Source organism: Halorussus sp. AFM4 (assembly GCF_051194995.1).
GTDB lineage: Archaea > Halobacteriota > Halobacteria > Halobacteriales > Haladaptataceae > Halorussus.
In genome coordinates, this window is record NZ_JBNTJT010000003.1 from 552,015 (window position 1) to 574,701 (window position 22,687).

The window sequence follows — 22,687 nt, forward strand, 5'->3', positions numbered from 1 at the left end:
GTCCAGATGGCGGCGCGGTTACCTGGCCCTACGGGGTGTGACGAGAGGCGGTCCTACCAGTCCGCAGTGCATGACGAGAAACGGGAACGTCCCGCGTCGGTCGTCGCCGATGCCGCTTCGCTACTTGCCGGTCAGCTTCTGGAAGGCGAACAGCGCGACGATGAGCGGCAGGGCGGGAATCAGCAGGACTGCGGCCCCGATCGCGACGACGTAGCCGATGGCGCTCATCTCGCTGTTCGGCCGCTGGCCGGCGTAGTCGGACACCTGGTTCACCATACCAGTTGAACTAGGGGTTGGAGGATATATCAATTATTCTAATTCAGGCGGAGCCGTTCCTTCCGACGGTGGTCTGACCGACGGTCCCCGGCAGTCCGGTCGGCCTCGAGACTGACCCTGTCCACCGACCGGATCACCGTAGTGCACAGGGATTATGTTAGTTCAGCAACTTTATTTCGTGTCGGTACGGTAACTCGACTGCAGGTGCTGGCCAGAGAGTCAGTATCTGTCATCCCGGGCTGGTATCCCGACACCACTACTTCGAGATGGACACACTGTGGCAGTAGGCCCCGACCCAGTGAGTCGGCCGTTCCACCGGTGTTGACGTGACCGCGGTCGAGCGAGCACCGGTCTCCGCACGTGATCGCCAGTTTCTCACGGGCGGGACCGAACGTCGACCGTGTCGCCGCCGCCAATCGTGCCGAGCACCGGGTCCGCCGCTCCGGCAACGCTGTCGATCCTGTCCGCGATGGTCGTCAGGACGTCGTCGGCGACCCGGAACCGGACGTCGTCCGTCTCCGAAACCACCGTGACGGCACCGTCGAGACTGGAGATGCGATACCGGTCGCACGAGGCCGAGCCGAACGCCGTGCGGGCCATGGTCAGCGCGTGTCGCAGGTACAGGAGCACGTCGGGGACGTAGGTATCGAGGTTGTACAGCAGGGCGGCGAACCGACCGATCGCCTCCGCCTCGCAGTCCGCCCGCGAGAGCACGTCGTCGGTGAAATCTATCGCCCCGGTCGCGAAGACGTCCTCGCAGTCGGTCGAACAGTACGGCCGACCGTCCGCCGGGAGTTCCGAGACCGGCGTCGCGAGCGAGTCGCAACAGACCGTACACAACCCCTCCACGACGACCGTGTCGTCGTCCGGTCGGTCGGCGAACCCGGCCGCGTCGAGCGCGTCCTGCCAGGACCCGAACCGATCGAAGTACGTCATTCCGGATACCGAGCCGCGGTCGTCCATCTCCTGCCGCTGAGGGCGCCTCCCGACCGAGGCACCGAGTGCGCGCAGCGACCGGACGAGCTCCCGGTCGCCGATACCGCCTCGCCGGAATCGGCGCGGTTCGAGGTCGGCGGCCTCCAGCGCCGCGTTCCAGGTGCCGTAGCGGTCGAGGTACGTCGCCGGACTGTGGGGCCCGCGCTTCCACATCTCCTCGGCGGTCGGGGACCGACCGAGGTCCGCGGCGAGCGCCCGGAGGTCGGCCAGCAGTTCGTCCTCCCGGATTCGGTTCGGTCCCCGCTGCGGCCGGTCGGTCGGTCCGACGCCCGCCTCTTCGAGTGCGGTCCGCCAGGAGCCGAACCGCCGGCGATAGGTCGACGAGCTGTACTCGCCGAGTTCGTCCATCTCGGTCGTGGTCGGCGGACGGTTCAGGACGTCCGCCATGCGCGAAATCTCGTCGAGGAGCTCCCGTTCGGAGATGTCCGGACGGCCCGGACCGGCCGCCTCGTCCAGTCCGGCGGCCTCCAGCGCGGCCGCCCACGTGTCGAACCGTCGGAAGTACGTCGACGCGGAGTAGGCGCCGGCCTCGTTCATCTCGGTCGACGTCGGCGGGCGGCCGAGGGACTCGGCCAGGGATTCGAGTTCGGTGAGCAGTTCCTCCCGGGGGATCTTGGTCCCCTGTCGGTCGGACGCGAGGTCGGCCGCCGCGAGCGCCTCCCGCCAGCCGCCGAATCTCTCGACGTAGGTCGACGGCGAGTGCCCACCCCGTTCGCGCACGTCCGCCTTGGTCGGCGTCCGGTCGAGGTCGGCAGCGACCTCGCGTAGGTCCGCGAGAAGTTCCGCGTCCGTGTAGCGACAGTCGGTCTTCGAGTTCGGGGGGAGTTCGGCCGCCGACACGGCGTCGTTCCACGAACCGAACCGGGTCTGGTAGGTGCTCGGGGAGTAGTCGCCGCGCTCGGTCATGTCCTCCATAGTGGGGGTCCGGCCGAGACGGTCGGCGAGGCGCCGAAGCTCGGCCAGCAGATCGCTTCGCTGTGCCCCGCGGTTCGACATGATCCACCGACAAGTAACATAGCTATAATACTTAAAAATATGGAATAAGTCAAAATACATGTTTGCGGCAGTGATGACACGAAAAGGAACGGGAGGGCGATAGGTCGACAGGTACCGCGACCCCCGTCGGCTGTCGCGTCTCCGGAAGCGAGAGAGGGTGCGGTAGTAAGAGGTCGTATTTCGGATATTTGTTTGGCGCAAGAATTGGATAACGACCGCCTCGCCGCCGGGTGACTCACCGTTCATTCAGTTTACTTTTTAAAGCCTATATGTTCTACCAGATATAATGATTTATATACGGTCATATTGAATGGTCGCGAGAAGGGATGACAGATAACATAGTAGACCGTCGTCAGGTCCTCCGAGGTGTCGGTGCGGCAGGTATCGCGTCAATCGCCGGCTGTACCGGCGGTGGCGGCGGGGGGAGCGACCTCCCGTCCGGAAAGCTCAACCTGGCCCAGGCGAAGAGCCCGGTCGACCTCGACCCCATCGTCTCCAACGACGTCCCGTCGGCGGAGGTCATCGACAGGGTGTTCGACACCCTGTACAACTACAACGAGGACGCGTCGAAGGTGGTCCCCATCCTCGCCAAGGGTCAGCCCGAGACCAGCAAGAACGGCAAGCGGTACACCGTCTCGCTGAAGAAGAACGCGAAGTTCCACAACGGCGACCCCGTCACCGCCACCGACGTCAAGTACTCGTTCGAGGCGCCGGTCAAGGAGGAGACCGAGAACGCCGCCGAGTTCTCGATGATCAAGAGCATCACGGCGGTCGACGAGCACACCGTCCAGTTCGACCTCAAGTACCCGTACGGGGCGTTCATGGACACGCTCGTCTGGTACGTCGTCCCCAAGTCGGTGCGCGAGAAGAACAAGGACAAGTTCAACAAGAAGAAGCCGGTCGGCGCGGGGCCGTTCAAGTTCGTCGACTGGAAGGAGGGCAACTACGTCGACCTCGAACGGTGGGGCGACTACTGGGGCAAGCCCAAGCCCAACCTGAGCAAGGTCCACATGACTCCGGTGACCGAGCCGACGACACGGGTCACCACGCTCCAGAACGGCGAGAACGACGTCGTCAAGGGCATCCCGCCGAAGATGTGGAGCACCGTCAAGAACATGGGCAACGCGTCCATCGAGTCGACGCCCGGGATGGGCTACTTCTACCTCGCGTTCAACTGCAAGAAGGGCCCGACCGCCGACCCCAAGGTCCGCGAGGCGATCGACTACGCCTTCTCGATGGACCAGGCGGTGAAGAACTACGTCGAACCGGTCGGCATCCGGCAGTACGCCCCGGTCCCCGAGGCGGTCTCCAGCGCCTGGAACTTCCCCGTCGACGAGTGGAAGCAGATCCCCCACGACAAGAACATCGACAAGGCGAAGCAGATGCTGGACAGCAACGACAACGTCCCGTCCGACTGGAGCCCGACCATCATCGTGCCCCCGGACGAGAAGCGCAAGCAGATCGGCATCACCGTCGGCAACGCGCTGAAGGAGGCGGGCTACCCCACGAACGTCCAGCAGCTCGACTGGGCCGGCTTCCTCGAGAAGTACAAGACGGGCAACCCCGACGACTACAACATGTACACCCTCGGGTGGTCGGGCTCGCCCGACCCCGACGGGTTCCTCTACTACTTCTTCGCCGAGCCGTCCCACGGCGTGACCGACGGGACGTTCTACAGCAAGGTGAGCGACCAGGTCATCGACGCGCGGAAGACGGCCAACCACGAGAAGCGCAAGCGGCTCTACGAGGAGGCCATCACGACCCTGCTGGAGGACCGGGCCCACATCCCGGCGTACAACCTCAAGAACAACTTCGGGGTTCGGAACACCGTCAAGGACTTCCGCGCCCACTCGGTCAACCAGTTCACGCTCGCGACGGACTACAACAACGTCAAGGTCAACAAGTGAGGGCCCGACCCGGTCGGTGCCCTTTCGGCCGCGCTTGTTTCCGTCAGAATAAACACGTGCTGTCCCCCGTTTGATCACTAGGAATTACGCAACCAATCGAGGTGAGAACTTTGGGAATGTTACGATACGCGATACGACGACTCCTGCAGGCGATCCCCGTCGTGCTGGGAATCATCACGCTCACGTTCCTGCTGACCGACGCCATCCCCGGCGACCCGGTGAGCGTCATGCTCGGGCCCTCGCCGAGCGCCCAGCAGGCCGCCGAGATACGCGCGAAGTACGGGCTCGACAAGCCCCTGTGGGTGCGGTACGCGAACCACGTGGTGAGCATCCTCCAGGGCGACCTCGGCCGGAGCATCTACTACAGCGCCCCAGTCGAGCGCAAGATACTCGAACGGCTCCCGGTGACGATGCTGCTGATGGTGTCGAGCTACGCCTTCGCGCTCGCGACCGCCATCCCGCTGGGCATCCTCTCGGCGAAGCGGCGGAACAAGCCCGCCGACCACATCTCGCGGATAGTCGGACTCATCGGCGTGAGCACCCCGTCGTTCTGGATCGGCCTGGTCCTCATCATCGTCTTCGCCTACCACATCCAGATACTCCCGGCGACCGACCTCATCCTCCCGTGGGCACCGCCCGGTGCGGTCAGCGGGGCGTCGACCCGGTTGGACGTCCTCGTCGCCTCCGCCCGACACCTCCTGTTACCGATGGTGTCGCTGGGCACGCTCCAGATGGCCGCCATCATGCGCATCGAGCGGTCCTCAATGCTCGAGGTCCTCCAGCAGGAGTACGTGAAGCTGGCGCGGGCCTACGGCGTCTCCGAGCGCACCATCCTGCGCAAGCACGCGTTCCGGAACGCCCAGCTTCCGGTCATCACGCTGGTCGGCCTCCAGTTGACCCAGGCGCTCGGCGGCGCGGTGCTGACCGAGACGGTGTTCAGCATCAACGGGATGGGCCGGCTCATCATCACCGCGATACAGAACCAGGACTACCCGCTCGTGATGGGCACGACGTTCGTGTTCGGACTCGTGTTCGTCGTCGGCGTCGTCCTCACGGACATCTCGTACGCGTACGTCGACCCGCGGGTGACCTACGACGGGGAGAACTGACCAATGGCAACGGAGAACACCGACAGTTCCGTCGCACCGGCCGACGACGTCGACACGGACGAGGAGTACGACGTGGAGTCGCGCGTGGGCTGGCGGTACACGCTCGCGCAGGTCCGGCGCGACCGGACCGCCCGGTACGGGTTCTACATCATCGGGTTCATGACCGCGATGGCCGTCTTCGCGTTCGTCGACTCCCAGCTGCTCGACTACGCCATCGCCGAGCGGTTCTGGTACAACCCGACGACCGACCCCGACACGGTCAAGACGCTGCGTCCGCCCGTCGGGTTCGAGAACACCTTCGGGAAGGGGACCTGGGCCCACCCGCTGGGGACCGACCACCGGGGCCGGGACATCCTGGCGCGGCTCGTCTACGGCTCGCGCATCGCCATCCAGGTCGGCATCATCTCGACCGGCATCTCGCTGGTGCTCGGGACCGTCGTCGGCGCGGTGGCGGGCTACTACGGCGGCTGGATCGACGACGGGATGATGCGGGCGGTCGAGACGCTGTTCGCCATCCCGTTCCTCGTGCTGGTCATCGCGTTCATGGCCGCGTTCGGCCGCGAGCTCATCTACGCGATGGTCGGCGTGGGCATCGCCACCGTCCCGGTGTTCGCGCGGCTGATCCGCTCGGAGGTCGTGAGCATCCGCGAGGAGGACTACATCGAGGCCGCCCGCGCGGCCGGCGTCCGGGACCGCAACATCATCCTCAGGCACGTCATCCCCAACAGCTTCGCGCCGGTGCTCGTGCAGGCGACCCTCCAGGTCGGCGTCAACATCATCATCATCGCGGGGCTGTCGTTCCTCGGGTTCGGCGCCCAGCCGCCGACCCCGTCGTGGGGGATGATGCTCTCGAACGCGCGCGGGTACATGCTGCCCGACCCCTGGTTCAGCATCTGGCCCGGCATGGCCATCCTGATCACCGTGGTCGGGTTCAACCTGCTCGGCGACGGCCTGCGAGACGCGCTCGACCCGCGAATCAAGAACTAACCATGAGCGAGAACACGATACTCGAAGTCGAGAACCTGAAGACGCAGTTCGACACGCAGGAAGGGACGGTCCGCGCGGTCGACGGCATCTCCTTCGACGTCAGGGAGGGCGAGATCGTCGGCCTGGTCGGCGAGTCCGGCGCCGGCAAGAGCGTCGCCACGTCGTCGATCCTCCGACTGGTCGAGGAGCCCGGCCAGATCGTCGGCGGCGAGGTGCGGTTCAAGGGCGAGACGCTCGTCTCGGTCGAGGAGGGACCGGAGGGCGCGCCCCGGGAGCGCGACGAGATGCTCTCCGAGGAGGAGATGCGCCGGCGCATCCGGGGCCGCGAGATCGCCATCATCTTCCAGGACCCCATGGAGAGCCTCAACCCGGTGTTCACGGTCGGCGGCCAGCTCAGCGAGTTCATCGAGCTGAACCGCGACTTCTCGGGGGCCGAGGCCGAGCGGGAGGCGGTCCGGATGCTCCGGGAGGTGGGCATCCCGGAGGCCGAGGAGCGGTTCGACGACTACCCCCACGAGTTCTCCGGCGGGATGCGCCAGCGCGTGCTCATCGCGATGGCGCTGGCCTGCCAGCCCGACCTCATCATCGCCGACGAGCCGACCACCGCGCTCGACGTCACCGTCGAGGGCCAGATACTCGACCTGGTGGACGACCTCCAGGAGGAGTACGACACGAGCTTCATCTGGGTGACCCACGACATGGGCGTCGTCGCCGAGATCTGCGACCGGGTCAACGTGATGTACCTCGGCGAGATCATCGAGCGCGCCGAGGTCGACGACCTGTTCCACGACACGAAACACCCCTACACCGAGGCGCTGCTCGACTCGATGCCCCGACCGGACGAGACCGTCGAGACGCTCGACCCCATCCGCGGGGTGATGCCGGAGGCCATCGACCCGCCCGCTGGCTGCCGGTTCCACACCCGGTGTCCGGACGCCCGCGAGGCGTGCCGGCGGGCCCATCCGGGGCCACGGGACGTCTCCGAGGACGGCGCGCGACCCCACTACGCGGCGTGTATCAAGCACGACGCGTTCGACGCGGACTACCGGAACAGCGCGCCGATCGACGCAGACGCGAAGGCGGGATTCAGCGCAGGCATGACCGCGACCGATTCGACCGCGGCGAAGCGAGGTGACGTCGATGAGTGAGGCCACCTACCGGGCCGACCCCGACGCGGCCGGCGACGACGACGTCGAGTTCGGCGAGACGCTCGTCGAGGTCGACGGCCTCACGAAGCACTTCCGGAGCGGAAACGGCGTGCTCTCGGGCCTGTCCGTGGACCCGGACTCCGACGGGCTGCTGCCGTTCGGGTTCGGCGGCCAGCGGGTCCGGGCGGTCGACGACGTCTCGTTCGAGATCAAGAAGGGCGAGACCCTCGGGCTGGTCGGCGAGTCCGGCTGCGGCAAGAGCACGCTCGCGCGGACCGTCCTCCAGCTCGTCGAGCCGACCGACGGCTCGGTCTACTTCAAGGGCGAGGACCTGGCGGGTCTCGATAGCGCGGAGCTGCGCACGCGGCGCCGGGACATGCAGATGATCTTCCAGGACCCGCAGTCGAGCCTCGACCCCCGGATGAAGGTCGGTCCCATCGTCGAGGAGCCCATGAAGGCCCACGGGATGCTCGACGCGGAGGGCCGGGAGGCCCGCGCCCGCGAGCTGCTGGAGAAGGTCGGGCTCGACCCGCAGCACTACAACCGGTACCCCCACGAGTTCTCGGGCGGCCAGCGCCAGCGGGTCAACCTGGCGCGGGCGCTCAGCGTCAATCCCGACTTCATCGTCTGCGACGAACCGGTCTCCGCACTCGACGTCTCCATCCAGGCCCAGGTGCTCAACACGATGAACGAGCTGCAGGAGGAGTTCGGGCTGACGTTCCTGTTCATCGCCCACGACCTCTCGGTCATCCGCCACATCTCCGACCGGGTCGCCGTGATGTACCTGGGCCGGATCGTCGAACTCGCCGACAAGGAGGAGCTGTTCGAGAACCCCCAACACCCCTACACGCGGGCGCTGCTCGACTCGATTCCGGTGCCCGACCCGCGGGCGACGGGCCGCCGGGGCGTGCTCGAAGGCGACGTGCCGAGTCCCATCGACCCGCCGTCTGGCTGTCGGTTCCGCACCCGGTGTCCCAGGCTCATCGCGCCCGAGGAGTACGACCTCACCGACGAGGAGTGGGACGCCGTCCGGTCGTTCGCGCGAGCGGTCGACCGCCGGACGTTCGACCCCGACGGCGAGGCCGACGTCCGGTCGCGGTTCTTCGCCGACGCGGACCCAGACGGCGAGGCCGGCCGCATCGTCGACCGGGCCGTCGAGCGCGTCCTCGACGACGAGTGGGACGAGGCCGCGACGCTGCTGGCCGAGTCGTTCACCGAGAAGAGCGTCTGCGCGCAGGAGCAGCCCGCGTACGAGGTCGAGTCAGAGTACGGGTCCTCGCGCCACTACGCGGCGTGTCACCTGCACGAGTAATCGCCGTCGTTCCATTTTCTCCAGACGACGCGTAACCGTTTCATCGTCCCAGTCGAGTCGTGTTACTCCTTTTCCGGACTTACTCGCCCCTACGACGAGTTTCGTCGGTCCGAGCCGTCTCCGATTCGTGTCCAGGTAGGTACGTTGGACGAATTTGCTGTTGTGAGACGCTTGCGGAGTTCCCACAAGTCGGTGAGTAGAGAGTAGTCGAAATCCACTCCGTGTATCGTTTCACCGCGTGGGCCACCCCGATCGGGAAGTACGCGCGTCCGGAAGTCAGTCCGCTTGTAGACGTTCGGGCTACACGTCCTCGCCGTACGTCTCTCGGTACCACTCCCGACGCGATTCGAGCGATTCGCGCAGTCGCTCGATTTCGTGGTGGTTAGCTAGTTCGGGTCGAACTTCGACCACGAATTCCAGAAACTCGTCGGTGGTCTCGATCACGGCACGTGCGAACTCCTGGAAGTCGACGTAGTAGTGTTGTTCGTCCTCGCGGTCAATGACAGCCGGGGCACGCAGGAACAGTTCGAGCTCCGACCCATGCGGATCGAATTTGAGTACGAATGGATGCTCCACCTCGAATTTATGTGGGTGTCCGTCGTGGAGTGCCTCCAGCGCACCCACCGTCGTGAGGAAGAACTCGTAGCTGAATCCGTTGACGTAGGTGCCGAGCTTGAGCTGCTCGAACACCGACTCGCCGTCCACCAAGATGTCGAAACCCGAGAAAATTTCACCGGGTGCGGATTTCTGGACGGCGTCGGGATCGGTTTCGAAGCGGATTTCGGCCATAGGGATTTAAACCCAGTCCTCAGTGTTAAACGTGGCTACTGCAGGCCCGTCCTCCGGGTGGGCTGTCACTATTCGTCCTGCTCGGGAATGTCCCGGCGGACGGACTACGACGCGCATCGAATCGATACCGTATTCGCCAGAATTATCCACTCTGTAGGCGAGTCCTCGCCACTCACCCGCGTCGGTGTCCTTCCAGATTAACTCACGACTGTCAGCCCTGGCTATCGTCTCGGTGATGGAGTCCTGCACGTCGGCTACACTCATCCGGTTCAGAAGAACGTGCTTGGGGCGTTCGTCGGTGGCCTTGATGACGTTGCCGGTCGGGAAGAACGTCGTGTATCCGTTTGACTTTTCGGTGCCTTTGACGTGTCGCTTCAGGATGTGCTCCCAGTCGCTCTTAGTAAGGTGGATAATCTGGTCGCCGTGTTTCGTCGCCCATACGACGTCACTGAGACTTTCACTCTCGTCGAGTCTCCCAACCAACGTTTCGAGGTCTGCATTACTCAGGCCGTTCGATCGCAACCGCGTCACCGCCTCGTCGGCCCCGAGCGCCCGGTAGATTCTCGCGTTGTACCCGTCGGGCGAGTGGCGCAACACCACGTCCGAGACGACGCGTTGTGCGTCTGCCGCCTTCGACGGGAACGCCTTCACGTAGGTCTTGGCTACGTCTACGACTTTACCGGCATCGCCGACCTTACCCAAGACCGGAATCAGTCCGACGGCCTCTAACGCCGCGTCGAAGCTCTTGCCTTCTTTGACCGCCGCGACGAGATCGCGTACGCCGGTTGCAACGTCAACGCCCGGCGCAACCGATGCCGTCATCCAGCCGGCCATGTAGTACGGCGAGTCCGCACGCTTGTCGTTCGGGAATCCCCACTCGCCGAGCGTCGCGCCAGCCGAAAACGCCAGGGCCTTATCGAGTTCGCTCGCCGAGGCGTTCACCTCGTCAGGCGTCGTCGGATTGGCGTCCACCGGATCCGGAAGCGTGTCGCCGTCGGTGTCATCCTTCCACGCGTCGGTTCCTAACTGAGCCTCGTCGGCATCCGGAATCGAATCACCGTCAGTGTCGCGTTTGTCGGGATCGCTGTAGACGCGGTGCGTATTCTCCGGAGCTGACCGCCGCGTGATCACATCGTTTTCGACTTCGGCTCCGTCGAGAAGCCCGTCGCCGTCAGTGTCGGCCTCCGACGGATCGGACATGACGGTCTTACGAGGATTGCTCGCCAAGTGAATCAGCTCGGCCTCCGTGCCGTCCAGCAGATAGTCGCTGTCCGTGTCCCGCGTCAGCGGGTCGGTGCCGACCTCGTTCACCTCTTCGCCGTCTCCGAGATAGTCGTAGTCCGTGTCCCGCAGGAAGGCGCTCGTCTCGGCGCCTCGCTCCTCGCGGTCGTCCAGCGCGTCGCCGTCCGTGTCGACCTCGCCGGGGTTCGAGGTGGCGTACCGGACTTCGAGCGGCGAGGCCGGGTTCGACACCGCCGGGCCGAGCGAGACCTCCTGCTGGTCGTCGAGTCGGTCGCCGTCGGTGTCCCCGGCCAGCGAATCAGTGCCAAGTTCGACCTCGTGTCCGTCGAGCGGACCGTCGGCGTCGGTGTCGGCGGCGAAGGCGTCTAGCGACGCGCATAACTCGAACGCCGTGTCGAGGTCGTCGTCGAAGTCTTCGCGACCTCGACGGCAGGCACGGCCGGTCATAGTCTACCGCATCCATCGTGGTCGGCCGCGGAACGACGGAAATCGCCGAGAGGACTACTGAAAGTCGTCTCGGTCCAGCGGAGCGATGCCCACCGCTCGGTGTTGGGTCGTCTACTGAAAAGAGCGTTTACGACGGAACGGAGTTGTGATTCGTCGGACGTCGGCCCGAGAAGGGTTGCGGCGAGTCCCGAGCGGGAATCTCAGCCGCGTCAACCGCTGTACCCGGCGTCCGGCCCCTCGTCGCCGGCCTCCGCGACGAGCCACAGCAGCGCCACCAGCGGGAGGACCGGCAGGAGGATCAGCGCGACGCCGGCCGCGATGACGTACCCGACCATCCCCATCTGGCCGTTGGGCATCAGTCCGCTCATGGGAGAGACGTTTCCGGTCATAGTATCGGATTTACGGGTTGCGCGCGGAAAGGGGTTATTGCAGTTCCCCGTCGAGGCCCCAGTCCGCCGCCCGTTCCCTGGCCTCCTCGCGGGCGCGGTCGCGTATCGCCTCGATCTTCGCCTCGTCCTCGAGGAACGCCTCGACCGCGTCGAGCGACTCCCCCGCGGCCGCGTCGTCGCCGGCGTCGCCGTGGCCCTCGCCTCGGCGCTCGTCCGGGACGGCCGCCCGCGTCCGCTCGGCGAGATCGGGGTCGCCGGCGAGGCGGTCGGCGGCCAGCCCCGGCGGGACCCGGAGACCGGGAGCGTCGCGGTCGGCGAGCGCGTCGGCCGGGAGGCGCCGCAGTTCCACGTCGTAGGGGCCGGGCGCGGCGAGGTCGGCCAGCGCCTCGGGGCCGCCCCGGTCGGTGCTGGTGTGGTAGGCGAACCGGGGCGCCCCGTCCTCGAAGACGATCAGACCGGCGCCGTCGGCGTCGAGCAGGAGCGCGTCCTGGGGTTCGAACACGGCGTAGCCCGTGAGTTCGCGGTCGAGCGCCGCGGCCAGGGGGACGGCCGGGTCCGACTCGACGCGCGAGCGGAGCAGCGTCCCCTCCGGCAGCGGGCCGCCCGGCAGGGTCGGGGCGTCGGCGTTCGGTTCCTCCTCGCCCGGCGCCTCTCCGCTCGTCACGTCGGTGCCGGGCACGCGGGTGGACGACGTCCGGTCCCCGGAGTTCGACCGGGTCATGGCGAGTCGGGGACCACGGCGCTCCGGAAGCGGTCGGCCACGTCGTCGGATTCGCCCGGTCGCACGTCGAGCGCCGCGGCGGCCTCGCGGTAGGCCCGCGCCGCCTCGCTGTCGGGGGCGTGGGCGAGCAGCGGTTCGCCGGCGCGGCGGGCCGACCGGGCGGCGTCGGCGTCGGGGACCGTCGCCAGCGTCGGCCCGTCGAAGTAGCGCTCGGCCTTCTCGGTGACGCCGGCCGCGCCGCCGGGGTCGTGGACTTTGTTAAACACCACGCCGGCGGTGTCGGTGCCGTAGGAGTGGGCGTACTCCTGGACCTTCAGCCCGTCGCTGAGCGCCGGGATCGTCGGCTGGAGCACGACCACCGCGCGGTCGGCGAGCACGACCGGCAGTACCGCGCTCTTCGACCCGAGCGCGGCGGGCGAGTCCAGCAGCAGCACGTCGGTGTCGGCCGCGAGGTCGGCGACGACGGCGCGCAGGCGGTCGGGGTCGGCCGCCTCGAAGGCGGCGAGGCTGGTCCCGCAGGGCACGACCGACATCCCGAACCGCTCGTAGACCGCGTCCTCGACCGAGACGTCCCCGCGGTCGGCCCCGTCGGCGACCAGCAGGTCGTGGAGCGTGGCGTCGGCGTCGGTCAGCCCGGTGTGGAACAGCAGGTTCGCCATCCCGGTGTCGGCGTCGACGACGGTCACGTCGTACTCCTCGGCCAGCGCCATCCCGAGCGCCACCGTGGTCGTGGTCTTGCCGGTGCCGCCCTTGCCGCTGGCTACCGCGAACGCCTCGACCATCACGCCGGGCTTGCGCCCGATATGTTAAAAATGTACTCCCGCGAAATCAACTCGGGCCGCGGGGCGTCCCGGCCAGGGTACAAGGTCGCGGTGCCGGGGAACGACCGTTGCGCCCGGGGTGACTGTCACGAAGGACCGTGATGGTACCCCCACATTTATGTGGATAGTTATGGAAACTGGTACCGAGACCCATGGTTAACGATGGTAGCGGAACGGGCGAGAAACGGACAACTGGAAAGCGGCCCGAGTCAGGAGGAAACAATGATAAGATGACGCCGGGGGTCGACCGGCGTCGGTTCCTCCGGGTCGCCGGCACCGGCGTGGCGACGGCGTCGCTCGCGGGCTGCATGGGCGGGAGCAAGTCGAAGGACGCGGCCCAGCAGCTCGACGGCCCGATAAAGATCGGCGTGCTCGCGCCCGAGCCGGGCAACAACCCCATCGGCGCGTCGATGGCCAACTCCGCGAAGCTCGCGGCCAATCAGCTCAACGAGAACGGCGGCGTGCTCGGCTCGGACGTCCAGGTCACCGTCAAGGACACCAAGGAGGACCCCGCGACCGGCAAGCGCAAGTACCAGGAGCTGACCGTCGGCGAGCAGGTCGACCTCACGACCGGCGTGTTCACCAGCGAGGTCCAGCTGAACCTGATGTCGTCGATCGCCCAGCAGGGGACGCTCCACCTCAACACCGGGGCGGCCTCGCCCGAGACGACCCGGCGGGTCGCCGAGAACTACGACCGGTTCAAGTACTACTTCCGGACCGGCCCGGTCAACTCCCACTACCTCGGCCAGAACATGGTCGACTTCGCGACGGCCAACTTCGAGTCGATGGGGTGGAACTCGGTCGCCATCCTGGCCGAGGACTACACCTGGACCGAGCCCATCTCGAAGGCGCTCAACGGCTCGCTGAGCGACGCCGGCATCGACGTGCCGGTCAACAAACGCTACGCCGGCGGGACCGAGAACTTCTCGCCCATCTACGACGACGTCGCGAGCGCGGGCGTCGACGCGGCGTACGTCGTGATGGCCCACACCGGCACCTCGGCGGTGGTCCAGTGGGCCAAGCAGCAGCGGCCGTTCGGGTTCGGCGGCATCCACGTGCCGATGCAGCTGCCCTCGTACTACAAGTCGGTCAACGGCGCGTGCCGGTACGCGGTGACCCAGAACTCCGCGACGCCCCAGAGCGAGATCACGAGCAAGACGGTGCCGTACGCCGACGCCTACCAGAAGGCCAACGGCAAGTACCCCGTCTACACCGGCTACATCACCTTCGACGCGGTGAAGATGTACGCCGAGGCGGTCAAGCAGGCCGGCAGCAAGGAGGCCGACAAGGTCATCCCCAAGCTGGAGAACATGTCGTTCAAGGCCACCACGACGGAGAACCTCGAGTACTACGGCAAGGACCACCAGTACCCCCACGACGTCAAGTACGGCAAGAAGTACGCGTGGCCGGTGTGGCTCCAGTGGCGCGAGACCGACGGCTCCGGCAGCCAGGAGGTCATCTGGCCCGAGAACCTCTCGACGACGAAGTACCAGTCCCCGCCGTGGGTCTGACCGACCGCTCACCCCCTCACTATGGTAGACGTTGTCTCCACGGCGATAAACGCCGTCACGATCAGCGCACTGTACGCCCTCGTCGCCATCGGCTTCACGCTGATATTCGGCGTCGGCGGCGTCCTGAACCTCGCCCACGGCGCGATACTCACCGTCGGCGCGTTCACCGCCTACTACGCCACGAGCGCGCTCGGCCTCGGCATCTGGGTCGGCGCGGCCGCGGCGCTCGCGGTCGGCGGGCTGTTCGCCGCGGCGCTGTACCTCGGGATGATCCGGTGGGTCCAGGACGAACCGATACTGGTGATGATACTCACGCTGGTGACCTCCATCGCGGTCGAGCAGTTCTTCGTGGTCACCGTCGGGACCCAGGCGAAGGCGGTCCCGTCGCTGCTGCCGGGCCAGCTGTCGTTCGCGGGCCTCAGCGTCCAGACCAACCAGGCGCTGACGTTCGTGCTGTCGTGGCTGCTCATCGGCGGGCTCATCGTGGCGGTCAACTACACGCAGACCGGCAAGGCCATCCTCGCGACCAGCATGTCGGCGAAGGGGGCGGCGCTGGTCGGCATCGAGAGCGACCGGATGTACCTCTACACCTGGCTGCTCGCCGGCGCGCTCGCCGGGGTGGCCGGGGTCTTCCTCGCGTCCTACCGGACCGCGAGCTACACGATGGGCCGGGGCCCGCTCATCCTCTCGTTCTCCATCGTGGTGCTGGGCGGCATCGGCTCCATCCGGGGCAGCGTGCTCGGGGCGTACCTCATCGGCTTCCTGGAGGTGTTCACCGTCTCGTACGTGGACTCGAGCCTGAGCGGGCTGGCCTCGCTGGTCGTGCTGGTCGTCGTGCTGCTGGTCCGGCCCGAGGGACTGTTCGGCCGCGAGCTCGCGGAGGCCTGACCCATGTCCGAGGAACTGCCCACCGACCCCGAGGCCGACGCCGAGACCGACGCCGACCGCGGGCTGCTCGACGGGACGTCGCTGGGGCCGCGCCACGTCTTCGGGGCCATCGGGCTGCTCGGGCTCGGCCTGCTCCCGCTGGGCGTCGGCCCGCTCCAGGCGCTGAAGCTGACGGGCGCGCTGTACTTCGCGGTGTTCGCGATGAGCTGGGACGCCGTCTCGGGGTACACCGGCCAGATCAGCTTCGGTCACGGCCTGTTCTTCGCGGTCGGCGGCTACACGTCGGCGCTGCTCAACCTCCACTGGGGGTTCGACCCCGCGCTCACCGTCCTCGCGGGGATGGCGATGGCGGCGGTCGCGGGCGTTATCGTCGGGGTGCCCGCGCTCCGGCTGGAGGGACCGTACCTCTCGCTGGTCACGCTGGTCGCTCCGCTCATCCTGCTCCAGATCTTCATCGTGTTCAGCGACATCTTCGGCGGCGAACTCGGCCTGTCGAGCCCCGAGAACCTGCTGACCTTCGAGAGCTTCGAGACCGCCATCACCGCCAACTACTACCTCGCGTTCGGGCTGTTCGTCGGGGTGCTGGCGCTGCTGCTGGCGGTCACGCGGTCGGACGCCGGCTCGGTGTTCACCGCCGTCCGCGAGGACGAGGACGCGGTGGCCGCGGCCGGGCTCAACCCGGCCAAGTTCAAGATCTTCGCGTTCGTGCTGAGCGCCGCGGTCGGCGGGCTCGCCGGCGCGATGTTCGTCCACACGCCGGTCGGCAACCCCCAGCCCAGCCAGCTGCTCGCGCTCACGGTGAGCATCGAGGTGATCATCGCGGCCGTGCTGGGCGGGATGGGCACCATCGTCGGCCCGGCGGTCGGCGGACTGTTCTTCTACATGTTCCGGGACTACCTCGGCGGCATCAGCGCGACCGTGCCGGTGCTCGGGGTGCCGGTCTCGGAGCTCGACCTGCTGCTGTTCTCGCTGGCCACCCTGGTCCTGCTGTTCGTGCTGCCGGGCGGCATCGTCCGCGGGGCCGTCGGTCTCGGCCGGTGGGTGCTGCGCAGGGGCGGTCGGAACTCCCCGCAGACCGTTCCGGACGGCGGCGAGCCCGAGGCAGGGCCGAAGCGGAGCGGGCGGCCGGCCCGCGAGAAGGGACCGCTCGAACGGACGCTGGCCTCGTACCGCGAGGCGTTCGACGACCGCAGACACTCCCAGGAGGACGACCATGAGCACTGACACCCCCACGGAGACGGACGCGTCGCCATCGACCGAGTCGTACGGCCCCGACGACGGCGTGCTCGTGCTGGACGGCCTGACCAAGCGGTTCGGCGGCCTGACCGCGGTCGACGACCTCTCGTTCGCGGTCGAGGAGGGCGAGATCCTGGGGTTCATCGGGCCGAACGGCGCGGGCAAGTCCACGACGTTCAACTGCGTGACCGGGACGTACCCGCCCACCGAGGGGACGGTCTGGTACCGCGGCGAGGACGTCACCGGCGAGCCCGCCCACGAGATGGTCAAGCGCGGGATGGCCCGCACCTTCCAGTCGTTCCGGCCGCTGGAGGACCGCTCGATCGTCCGGAACGTCGCGCTCGCGCTGGTCCCCGACCGCGTGTTCTCGCTGTCGGGGCTCCGGGGCGAGACCCGCCGGCGCGCGACCCGGATCTGCGAGCGGGTCGGGCTGGGCGACCGGCTCGACCAGTTCCCCGACGAGCTGCCCCACGCCGGGCTGCTCCGGCTGGAGCTCGCCCGGGCGCTGGCGACCGACCCCGACCTGCTGCTGGTCGACGAGCCGTTCGCCGGGCTCTCGAACCAGGAGGTCGGCGAGATCTCCGAGCTGCTGGAGACGCTCCGGGACGACGGCATCACGCTGGTCGTGGTCGACCACAACATGCGCGGGCTGCTGTCGCTCATCGACCGGGCGGTGGTCATCCAGTTCGGCGCGAAGATCGCCGAGGGTCGCCCAGAGGAGATAAAGCGGAACGAGCGCGTCCAGGAGGCGTACCTGGGAGGTGAGACGCTGTGAGCACTGACTCGGGTCCCGGGGACGGCGACGCGTCCCCAACGGACGCCGCGTCGGCCCGCGAGGCCGGCGAGGCGGTGCTTCGCGCCGAGGACCTCCGGGTCTCGTACGGCGAGGTGGCCGCGCTCCGGGGACTGGACTTCCACGTCGAGGAAGGCGAGATCGTCTCGGTCATCGGCCCCAACGGCGCGGGCAAGTCGACGCTGGCCGACGCGGTGTCGGGCCACGTCCCCTACGAGGGCAGCGTCACCTACAGGGGCCAGGAGGTCGCCGAATCGAGCGCGAGCGACCTGGTGGCCCGCGGGCTCATCCACTGCACCGAGACCCGCGACCTGTTCGGCTACATGAGCGTGGCCGACAACCTCGATCTGGGCGCGTACCGCCACCGCGACGACGTCGCCGAGCGCCGGGAGTTCGTCTACGACCTGTTCCCGACGCTGGAGGACCGGGCCGACCAGAACGCCCGGACCATGAGCGGCGGCGAGCAGCAGATGCTGGCCATCGGCCGGGCGCTGATGAGCGACCCCGACCTGCTGCTGCTCGACGAGCCGACGCTGGGGCTGGCGCCGGTCATCCTGGAGGACATCAGCGACGGCATCGAGGAGATCCGCGAGTCGGGGGTCACCGTGGTGCTGTGCGAGCAGAACGTGACGTTCGCGATGGACCACGCCGACCGGGTCTACCTGCTGGAGAACGGCCGGTTCGAGCGCGAGGGCCCGCCGGAGACGCTGCGGGGCGACGAGTACATCCGCGAGGCGTACCTCGGCGGGTAGCGCGGTCGCTACCGGCTCGCCGAGCAGCCCGCCGCTACCACCGTAAGAATTTTTCCACGTATCGCTACGACTGTTAGCTGTTTGTCGTGCTTCGGGAAAAATTGGCACGGACGAGGGTAACTCTTTAGAGGGTGAGCTACGATACCTGTCTACATGGCAAACCTTGCCACGAGCATTCGGTCGGTCGCTGCGGAGTACCCCGACGAGGTGGCGGTCTCCTTCCGGGGACGGGACGTGACGTACCGCGAGTTCTGGGCGCGGACCGGGCAGTTCGCGTCCGGGCTCGACGAGCGGGGCGTCGGCGAGGGCGACCGGGTCGCGGTGTACCTCCCGAACCTCCCCCAGTTCGTGACCGCGTTCCACGGCACGCTCCGGGCGGGCGGCGTCGTGGTACCGATGAACCCCCAGTACAAGGCCCGGGAGATCAGCCACCTGCTGGCCGACAGCGGCGCCCGGGTGGTGGTGACGCTGTCGGACCTCGTCCCGTTCGTCGAGGAGGTCCGCGACGACACCGACGTCGAGCACGTCGTCACGGTGGGCGAGGACGCCGACGCGGGCACCGACTTCGAGGCGTTCCTCGGCGACGACCACGAGTTCGAGGCCGTCGAGCGCGACGAGGACGACGTGGCGGTCCAGCCCTACACCAGCGGGACGACCGGCCAGCCCAAGGGCGTCCAGCTGACCCACCGCAATCTCACCTCGAACGCCGAGACCGCGGCCGGACTGGTGCCCGACGGCATCCGGACCGACGACAAGCAGCTGGGCGTGCTCCCGCTGTTCCACATCTACGGGATGACCGTGGTGATGAACGCGACGCTGTTCAACGGCGGGGCCTACTACCCGCTGCCCGAGTGGGACGCCCAGGAGGCGGTCTCGCTCATCGAGGACGAGCAGCTCACCCTGATGCACGGCGTGCCCGCGATGTACAACGACATCATCAACCAGCCGAACGCCGAGGAGTTCGACCTCTCGTCGCTCCGGCTGGCGGGCGTCGGCGGGTCGGGCATCCCGGTCGAGGTGCTCCGGCGGTTCGAGGAGCTCTACGACGTCAAGATCTACGAGGGGTACGGCCTGACCGAGACGAGCCCGGTGACCCACTTCAACAGTCCCGAGCAGGGCCGCCGGGTCGGCAGCATCGGCAAGACGCTGCCCGGCGTCGACGCCAAGATCGTCGACGGCAACTTCGAGGAGCGACCCCGGGTCGAGGAGGGCCCGGTCGACGAGGACGAGGTCGACCTCGACGAGATCACCGGCGAGCTCGTGGTCGCCGGCCCGAACGTCATGAAGGGGTACGCCGGCCTGCCCGACGCCAACGAGGGGGCGTTCACCGAGCGCGACGGCAAGCGGTGGTTCCACACCGGCGACATCGGCTACTGGGACGAGGACGGCTTCTTCTACGTCGTCGACCGGAAGAAGCACATGATCAACACCGCGGGGTACAACGTCTACCCCCGAGAGGTCGAGGAGCTGCTGTTCGAGCACGAGGACGTGGCCGACGTCGCGGTGGTCGGCATCGAGGACGAGCGCCGGGGCGAGACCGTCAAGGCGTTCGTGGTGCCGACGCCGGACGCCGAGGCGACCCCGGAGGACCTCAAGCAGTTCTGCCTGGACAACCTCGCGGAGTACAAGCACCCCCGCGAGGTCGAGTTCGTCGACGAGCTCCCCCGGACCACCACGGGCAAGGTCCAGAAGTTCGAGCTCCGGGAGCAGGAGTCGGAGGCCGCCGAGTGACCGTGGGACGGAATCGCGGAGACGACCGCCGCCCCGCGGAGGGAGCCCGAGCGTGACCGACGACTCTGTCGTCCTCGAGATCGACGACGGCGTCGCGACCGTCACGCTGAACGAGCCCGACCGGCGCAACGCGCTCTCGACCGAGATCTCGGCCGGGATACGCGACGCCCTCGCCGAGATCGACGGGAGCGACGCCCGGTCCGTCGTCGTCGAGGGCGCCGGCGGGGCGTTCTCGGCCGGCGGGGACATCGCCGCGATGCGCGAGCGCCTCGACTCGGACGTCCCCGTCGACGAGCGCGTCCGGGAACTCGAACGCACGACCAGCGAGACCCTCGCCCGGCTCACCACCTTCCCGCTGCCGACCGTCGCGAAGGTCGACGGGCCGGCGTTCGGCGCGGGCGCGAACCTCGCCATCGCCTGCGACGTCCAGCTCGCGAGCGACGAGGCCTCCATCGGCTTCGGGTTCCGGCAGGTCGGGCTCTGCGTCGACGCCGGCACCTCCTACCTGCTCCCGCGCGTCGTCGGCGAGAACGTCGCCAAGGAGCTGGTGCTCACCGGCGAGCTCGTGGATGCAGAGCGCGCCCTGGACCTGGGGCTGTTCAACCACGTCTACCCGGCCGACGAGTTCGACGACCGTGTCGATGAGTTCGTCGAGCGCGTCGCGACCGGCCCCACGGTGGCGCTCCGGCACGCCAAGCGGCTGCTGGGCGAGGGGCTCGACAAGTCGGTCCAGCGCGCGATGAGCGACGAGGCGACCGCCCAGGGCGTCGTCTTCGAGACAGAGGACCACGCGGAGGGCGTGGCGGCCTTCCTGGCGGACCGCGAGCCCGAGTTCGAGGGGCGGTGACGTGACCGACGACGATCCGCTCGCGGCAATCGAGCCGGGCTTCGGGTACGAGGCGACCCGCGAGGTCGGACAGATAGAGCCACAGGAAGTCGCCGACGGCATCGAGATCGCCGCCACGCCCGAGATAATCGGCGCCATGGAGAAAGCCGTCTACGACGGCGTGGTGCCCCGGCTCCCCGAGGGCCACCGCATCGTCGGCGTCCGCGTCGAGTGCGACCACCGCGCGCCAACGCCTGCGGGCGAGGAGATCACGACGTCCATCGAGGTCGAGGAGGTCGACGCCGAGCGGGGGCAGCTCGTCTCGACCGCGACGGTCGAGGACGAGGCCGGCCTGGCGGCCACCGGCCGGATGCGCCACGCGGTCGTCGAGCGCGAGGCGTTCGCCGAGCGGGTCCGCGAACGGGCTGGCGGGGACTGACGGCGGCGCGGGCCGGTGCGACGGCCCGGTAGAAACCCACAACTTCGTTGGGTTCCTGACTTCGACCGTGAGCACAGACTGCACGTACTGCGGCAGCGACGTGAACGACCACGACCCCGTGTTCGTGAGCGAGCGGCGCGGCGACGACCGCGAGGAGACCGGGCGGTTCTGCAACTACGCCTGCCTGTCGGCGTACATCGACGAGCAGAACCTGGTCGACGGGGCGTGCTGCAGGATCGACGTCTGACGCGCGGCGCTCAGAACTCGTCGACGACCGGGATGCCCATCGTCTCGTAGTCGCTCATCGCGGCGAGGCGGTCGGGCACGTCGTCGAGCGTCACCGTCTCGGAGACGACCGCGCCCGGGTCGAGCGCCCCGGCCTCGACCAGCCGGAATATCTCGTCGTAGCGCGGGGGCTGCATCCCGTACGAGCCCAGGAAGTCGATCTCCTTCATCGTCATCGCGTCGGTCGGCAGTTCCACGGTGCCCCGCTCGGCCTGCGTGGTCAGCCCGACCTGGACGTGCTGGCCGCGCCGGCCCAGGCAGTTCACCGAGTTGCGGCAGGTCTCGGCGATGCCCAGCGCGTCGACCGAGACGTGCGCCCCGCCGTCCGTGACGCCCGCGATCTCGCGGGGGACGTTCTCGGTCTCGGCGGCGTTCACGGTCGCGGCCGCGCCCAGGTCCGCGGCCTTCGCCAGCTTCTCGTCGGCGAGGTCCACGGCGACCACGTTCGCGCCGATGGCGTCGGCGATGTGGACCGCCGAGAGGCCGACCCCGCCGCAGCCGTGAATCGCGACCCAGTCGCCGGCGTCGACGTCGGCGCGGTGGACCAGCGCGTGGAACGCCGTGACGAACCGGCAGCCCAGGCCGGCCATCGCCACCGGCGAGACGCCGTCTGGGAGCGTGACCGCGTTCTGGTCGGCGTGCGGGACGTGGACCTCCTCGGCGAACGCGCCGGGCGCGGCGTCCGTGAACCCAAGCGGCAGGACGTTCTCGCAGACGTTGGCGTGACCGTTCCGGCACATCGGGCAGGTGCCGTCGCTGAGGTTGAACGGGACGGCCACGGTGTCGCCCTCGCTGAGGCGGGTGACGTCCTCGCCGACTTCGACCACGGTACCGGCCGGTTCGTGGCCCAGAATCTGACCCTTCGGGGGCCTGGCCCCGATCCACTCCCAGTCGCCCTGCCAGGCGTGCCAGTCGCTGCGGCAGACGCCGCAGGCCCCGGTCTCGACCACGACGCCGTCGGGGTCGGGCTCGGGCCGGTCGACGTCCTCGATCTCGAGGGGTTCGCCGTACTCGCGTAGGACGGCTGCGCGCATACCGGGTTCCTGTACGCTCGCCCATATAAAACTACGCCAGACTGTACGCGTT

At 67.9% G+C, this 22,687-nt stretch carries 22 protein-coding genes; 14 read left to right on the forward strand and 8 right to left on the reverse strand.

All coding sequences use genetic code 11. From position 1 onward, the window contains the following. Positions 1 to 120: 120 nt before the first annotated feature. A complete protein-coding gene (locus ACQUQF_RS15815) occupies positions 121 to 276 on the reverse strand; it encodes a DUF7535 family protein (protein ID WP_435180062.1) in 156 nt (51 codons plus the stop codon). Between the two features lie 375 nt (positions 277 to 651). Then, entirely contained in the window at positions 652 to 2,268 is a 1,617-nt protein-coding gene (locus ACQUQF_RS15820; protein ID WP_435180063.1) for a homing endonuclease associated repeat-containing protein, read from the reverse strand. A 326-nt stretch (positions 2,269 to 2,594) separates the two neighbouring features. On the opposite strand from ACQUQF_RS15820, the gene ACQUQF_RS15825 reads away from it, so the two are divergent. The 5 genes from ACQUQF_RS15825 (at position 2,595) to ACQUQF_RS15845 (ending at position 8,731) form a co-directional block, all read left to right on the forward strand. Further along, complete coding sequence (locus ACQUQF_RS15825) at positions 2,595 to 4,175, forward strand: ABC transporter substrate-binding protein (protein WP_435180064.1); 1,581 nt, start codon at positions 2,595 to 2,597, stop codon at positions 4,173 to 4,175. A gap of 110 nt (positions 4,176 to 4,285) precedes the next feature. Further along, positions 4,286 to 5,284, forward strand: coding sequence for an ABC transporter permease (locus tag ACQUQF_RS15830; RefSeq protein ID WP_435180065.1), 999 nt, complete (start codon positions 4,286 to 4,288; stop codon positions 5,282 to 5,284). Positions 5,285 to 5,287: 3 nt separating this feature from the next. Further along, entirely contained in the window at positions 5,288 to 6,271 is a 984-nt protein-coding gene (locus tag ACQUQF_RS15835; protein ID WP_435180066.1) for an ABC transporter permease, read from the forward strand. Between the two features lie 2 nt (positions 6,272 to 6,273). Further along, positions 6,274 to 7,419, forward strand: a complete 1,146-nt coding sequence (locus ACQUQF_RS15840) for an ABC transporter ATP-binding protein (RefSeq protein ID WP_435180067.1) — start codon at positions 6,274 to 6,276, stop codon at positions 7,417 to 7,419. Next, positions 7,412 to 8,731, forward strand: a complete 1,320-nt coding sequence (locus ACQUQF_RS15845; protein WP_435180068.1) for an ABC transporter ATP-binding protein — start codon at positions 7,412 to 7,414, stop codon at positions 8,729 to 8,731. Before ACQUQF_RS15840 ends, ACQUQF_RS15845 begins: the two co-directional genes overlap by 8 nt. A gap of 300 nt (positions 8,732 to 9,031) precedes the next feature. On the opposite strand, the gene ACQUQF_RS15850 is transcribed toward ACQUQF_RS15845, so the two are convergent. The 5 genes from ACQUQF_RS15850 to ACQUQF_RS15870 all read right to left on the reverse strand — a co-directional run bounded on the left by ACQUQF_RS15850 (position 9,032) and on the right by ACQUQF_RS15870 (position 13,101). After that, positions 9,032 to 9,520 (reverse strand): hypothetical protein, encoded by a 489-nt coding sequence (locus ACQUQF_RS15850; RefSeq protein ID WP_435180069.1) that lies wholly within the window; start codon positions 9,518 to 9,520, stop codon positions 9,032 to 9,034. Between the two features lie 6 nt (positions 9,521 to 9,526). Beyond that, a complete protein-coding gene (locus tag ACQUQF_RS15855; RefSeq protein ID WP_435180070.1) occupies positions 9,527 to 11,209 on the reverse strand; it encodes a hypothetical protein in 1,683 nt (560 codons plus the stop codon). Positions 11,210 to 11,418: 209 nt separating this feature from the next. Next, positions 11,419 to 11,577, reverse strand: coding sequence for a DUF7535 family protein (locus ACQUQF_RS15860; RefSeq protein ID WP_435180071.1), 159 nt, complete (start codon positions 11,575 to 11,577; stop codon positions 11,419 to 11,421). A gap of 55 nt (positions 11,578 to 11,632) precedes the next feature. After that, positions 11,633 to 12,319, reverse strand: a complete 687-nt coding sequence (locus ACQUQF_RS15865) for a hypothetical protein (RefSeq protein WP_435180072.1) — start codon at positions 12,317 to 12,319, stop codon at positions 11,633 to 11,635. Then, positions 12,316 to 13,101, reverse strand: a complete 786-nt coding sequence (locus ACQUQF_RS15870; protein WP_435180073.1) for a P-loop NTPase — start codon at positions 13,099 to 13,101, stop codon at positions 12,316 to 12,318. The genes ACQUQF_RS15865 and ACQUQF_RS15870 overlap by 4 nt, the downstream gene beginning before the upstream one ends. A 269-nt stretch (positions 13,102 to 13,370) precedes the next feature. On the opposite strand from ACQUQF_RS15870, the gene ACQUQF_RS15875 reads away from it, so the two are divergent. The 9 genes from ACQUQF_RS15875 to ACQUQF_RS15915 all read left to right on the forward strand — a co-directional run bounded on the left by ACQUQF_RS15875 (position 13,371) and on the right by ACQUQF_RS15915 (position 21,563). Next, positions 13,371 to 14,651: an ABC transporter substrate-binding protein gene (locus tag ACQUQF_RS15875; protein WP_435180074.1), complete on the forward strand. Its 1,281-nt coding sequence runs from the start codon at positions 13,371 to 13,373 to the stop codon at positions 14,649 to 14,651. A gap of 21 nt (positions 14,652 to 14,672) precedes the next feature. After that, complete coding sequence (locus ACQUQF_RS15880; RefSeq protein ID WP_435180075.1) at positions 14,673 to 15,539, forward strand: branched-chain amino acid ABC transporter permease; 867 nt, start codon at positions 14,673 to 14,675, stop codon at positions 15,537 to 15,539. Between the two features lie 3 nt (positions 15,540 to 15,542). Then, positions 15,543 to 16,763 carry a branched-chain amino acid ABC transporter permease gene (locus ACQUQF_RS15885; protein WP_435180076.1) on the forward strand — a complete coding sequence of 407 codons (1,221 nt, stop codon included), beginning with the start codon at positions 15,543 to 15,545 and terminating at the stop codon, positions 16,761 to 16,763. Next, positions 16,753 to 17,550, forward strand: a complete 798-nt coding sequence (locus ACQUQF_RS15890; RefSeq protein ID WP_435180077.1) for an ABC transporter ATP-binding protein — start codon at positions 16,753 to 16,755, stop codon at positions 17,548 to 17,550. Before ACQUQF_RS15885 ends, ACQUQF_RS15890 begins: the two co-directional genes overlap by 11 nt. Continuing rightward, positions 17,547 to 18,320 (forward strand): ABC transporter ATP-binding protein, encoded by a 774-nt coding sequence (locus tag ACQUQF_RS15895; protein WP_435180078.1) that lies wholly within the window; start codon positions 17,547 to 17,549, stop codon positions 18,318 to 18,320. Before ACQUQF_RS15890 ends, ACQUQF_RS15895 begins: the two co-directional genes overlap by 4 nt. Positions 18,321 to 18,473: 153 nt before the next feature. Then, positions 18,474 to 20,051, forward strand: a complete 1,578-nt coding sequence (locus ACQUQF_RS15900; RefSeq protein WP_435180079.1) for a long-chain-fatty-acid--CoA ligase — start codon at positions 18,474 to 18,476, stop codon at positions 20,049 to 20,051. A 52-nt stretch (positions 20,052 to 20,103) separates the two neighbouring features. Further along, positions 20,104 to 20,898, forward strand: a complete 795-nt coding sequence (locus tag ACQUQF_RS15905) for an enoyl-CoA hydratase-related protein (RefSeq protein ID WP_435180080.1) — start codon at positions 20,104 to 20,106, stop codon at positions 20,896 to 20,898. Between the two features lies 1 nt (position 20,899). Further along, positions 20,900 to 21,316 (forward strand): thioesterase family protein, encoded by a 417-nt coding sequence (locus tag ACQUQF_RS15910; RefSeq protein WP_435180081.1) that lies wholly within the window; start codon positions 20,900 to 20,902, stop codon positions 21,314 to 21,316. A 67-nt stretch (positions 21,317 to 21,383) separates the two neighbouring features. Beyond that, positions 21,384 to 21,563: a hypothetical protein gene (locus tag ACQUQF_RS15915; RefSeq protein ID WP_435180082.1), complete on the forward strand. Its 180-nt coding sequence runs from the start codon at positions 21,384 to 21,386 to the stop codon at positions 21,561 to 21,563. A gap of 10 nt (positions 21,564 to 21,573) precedes the next feature. On the opposite strand, the gene ACQUQF_RS15920 is transcribed toward ACQUQF_RS15915, so the two are convergent. Beyond that, entirely contained in the window at positions 21,574 to 22,635 is a 1,062-nt protein-coding gene (locus ACQUQF_RS15920) for a zinc-dependent alcohol dehydrogenase family protein (protein WP_435180083.1), read from the reverse strand. Between the last annotated feature and the right edge of the window lie 52 nt (positions 22,636 to 22,687).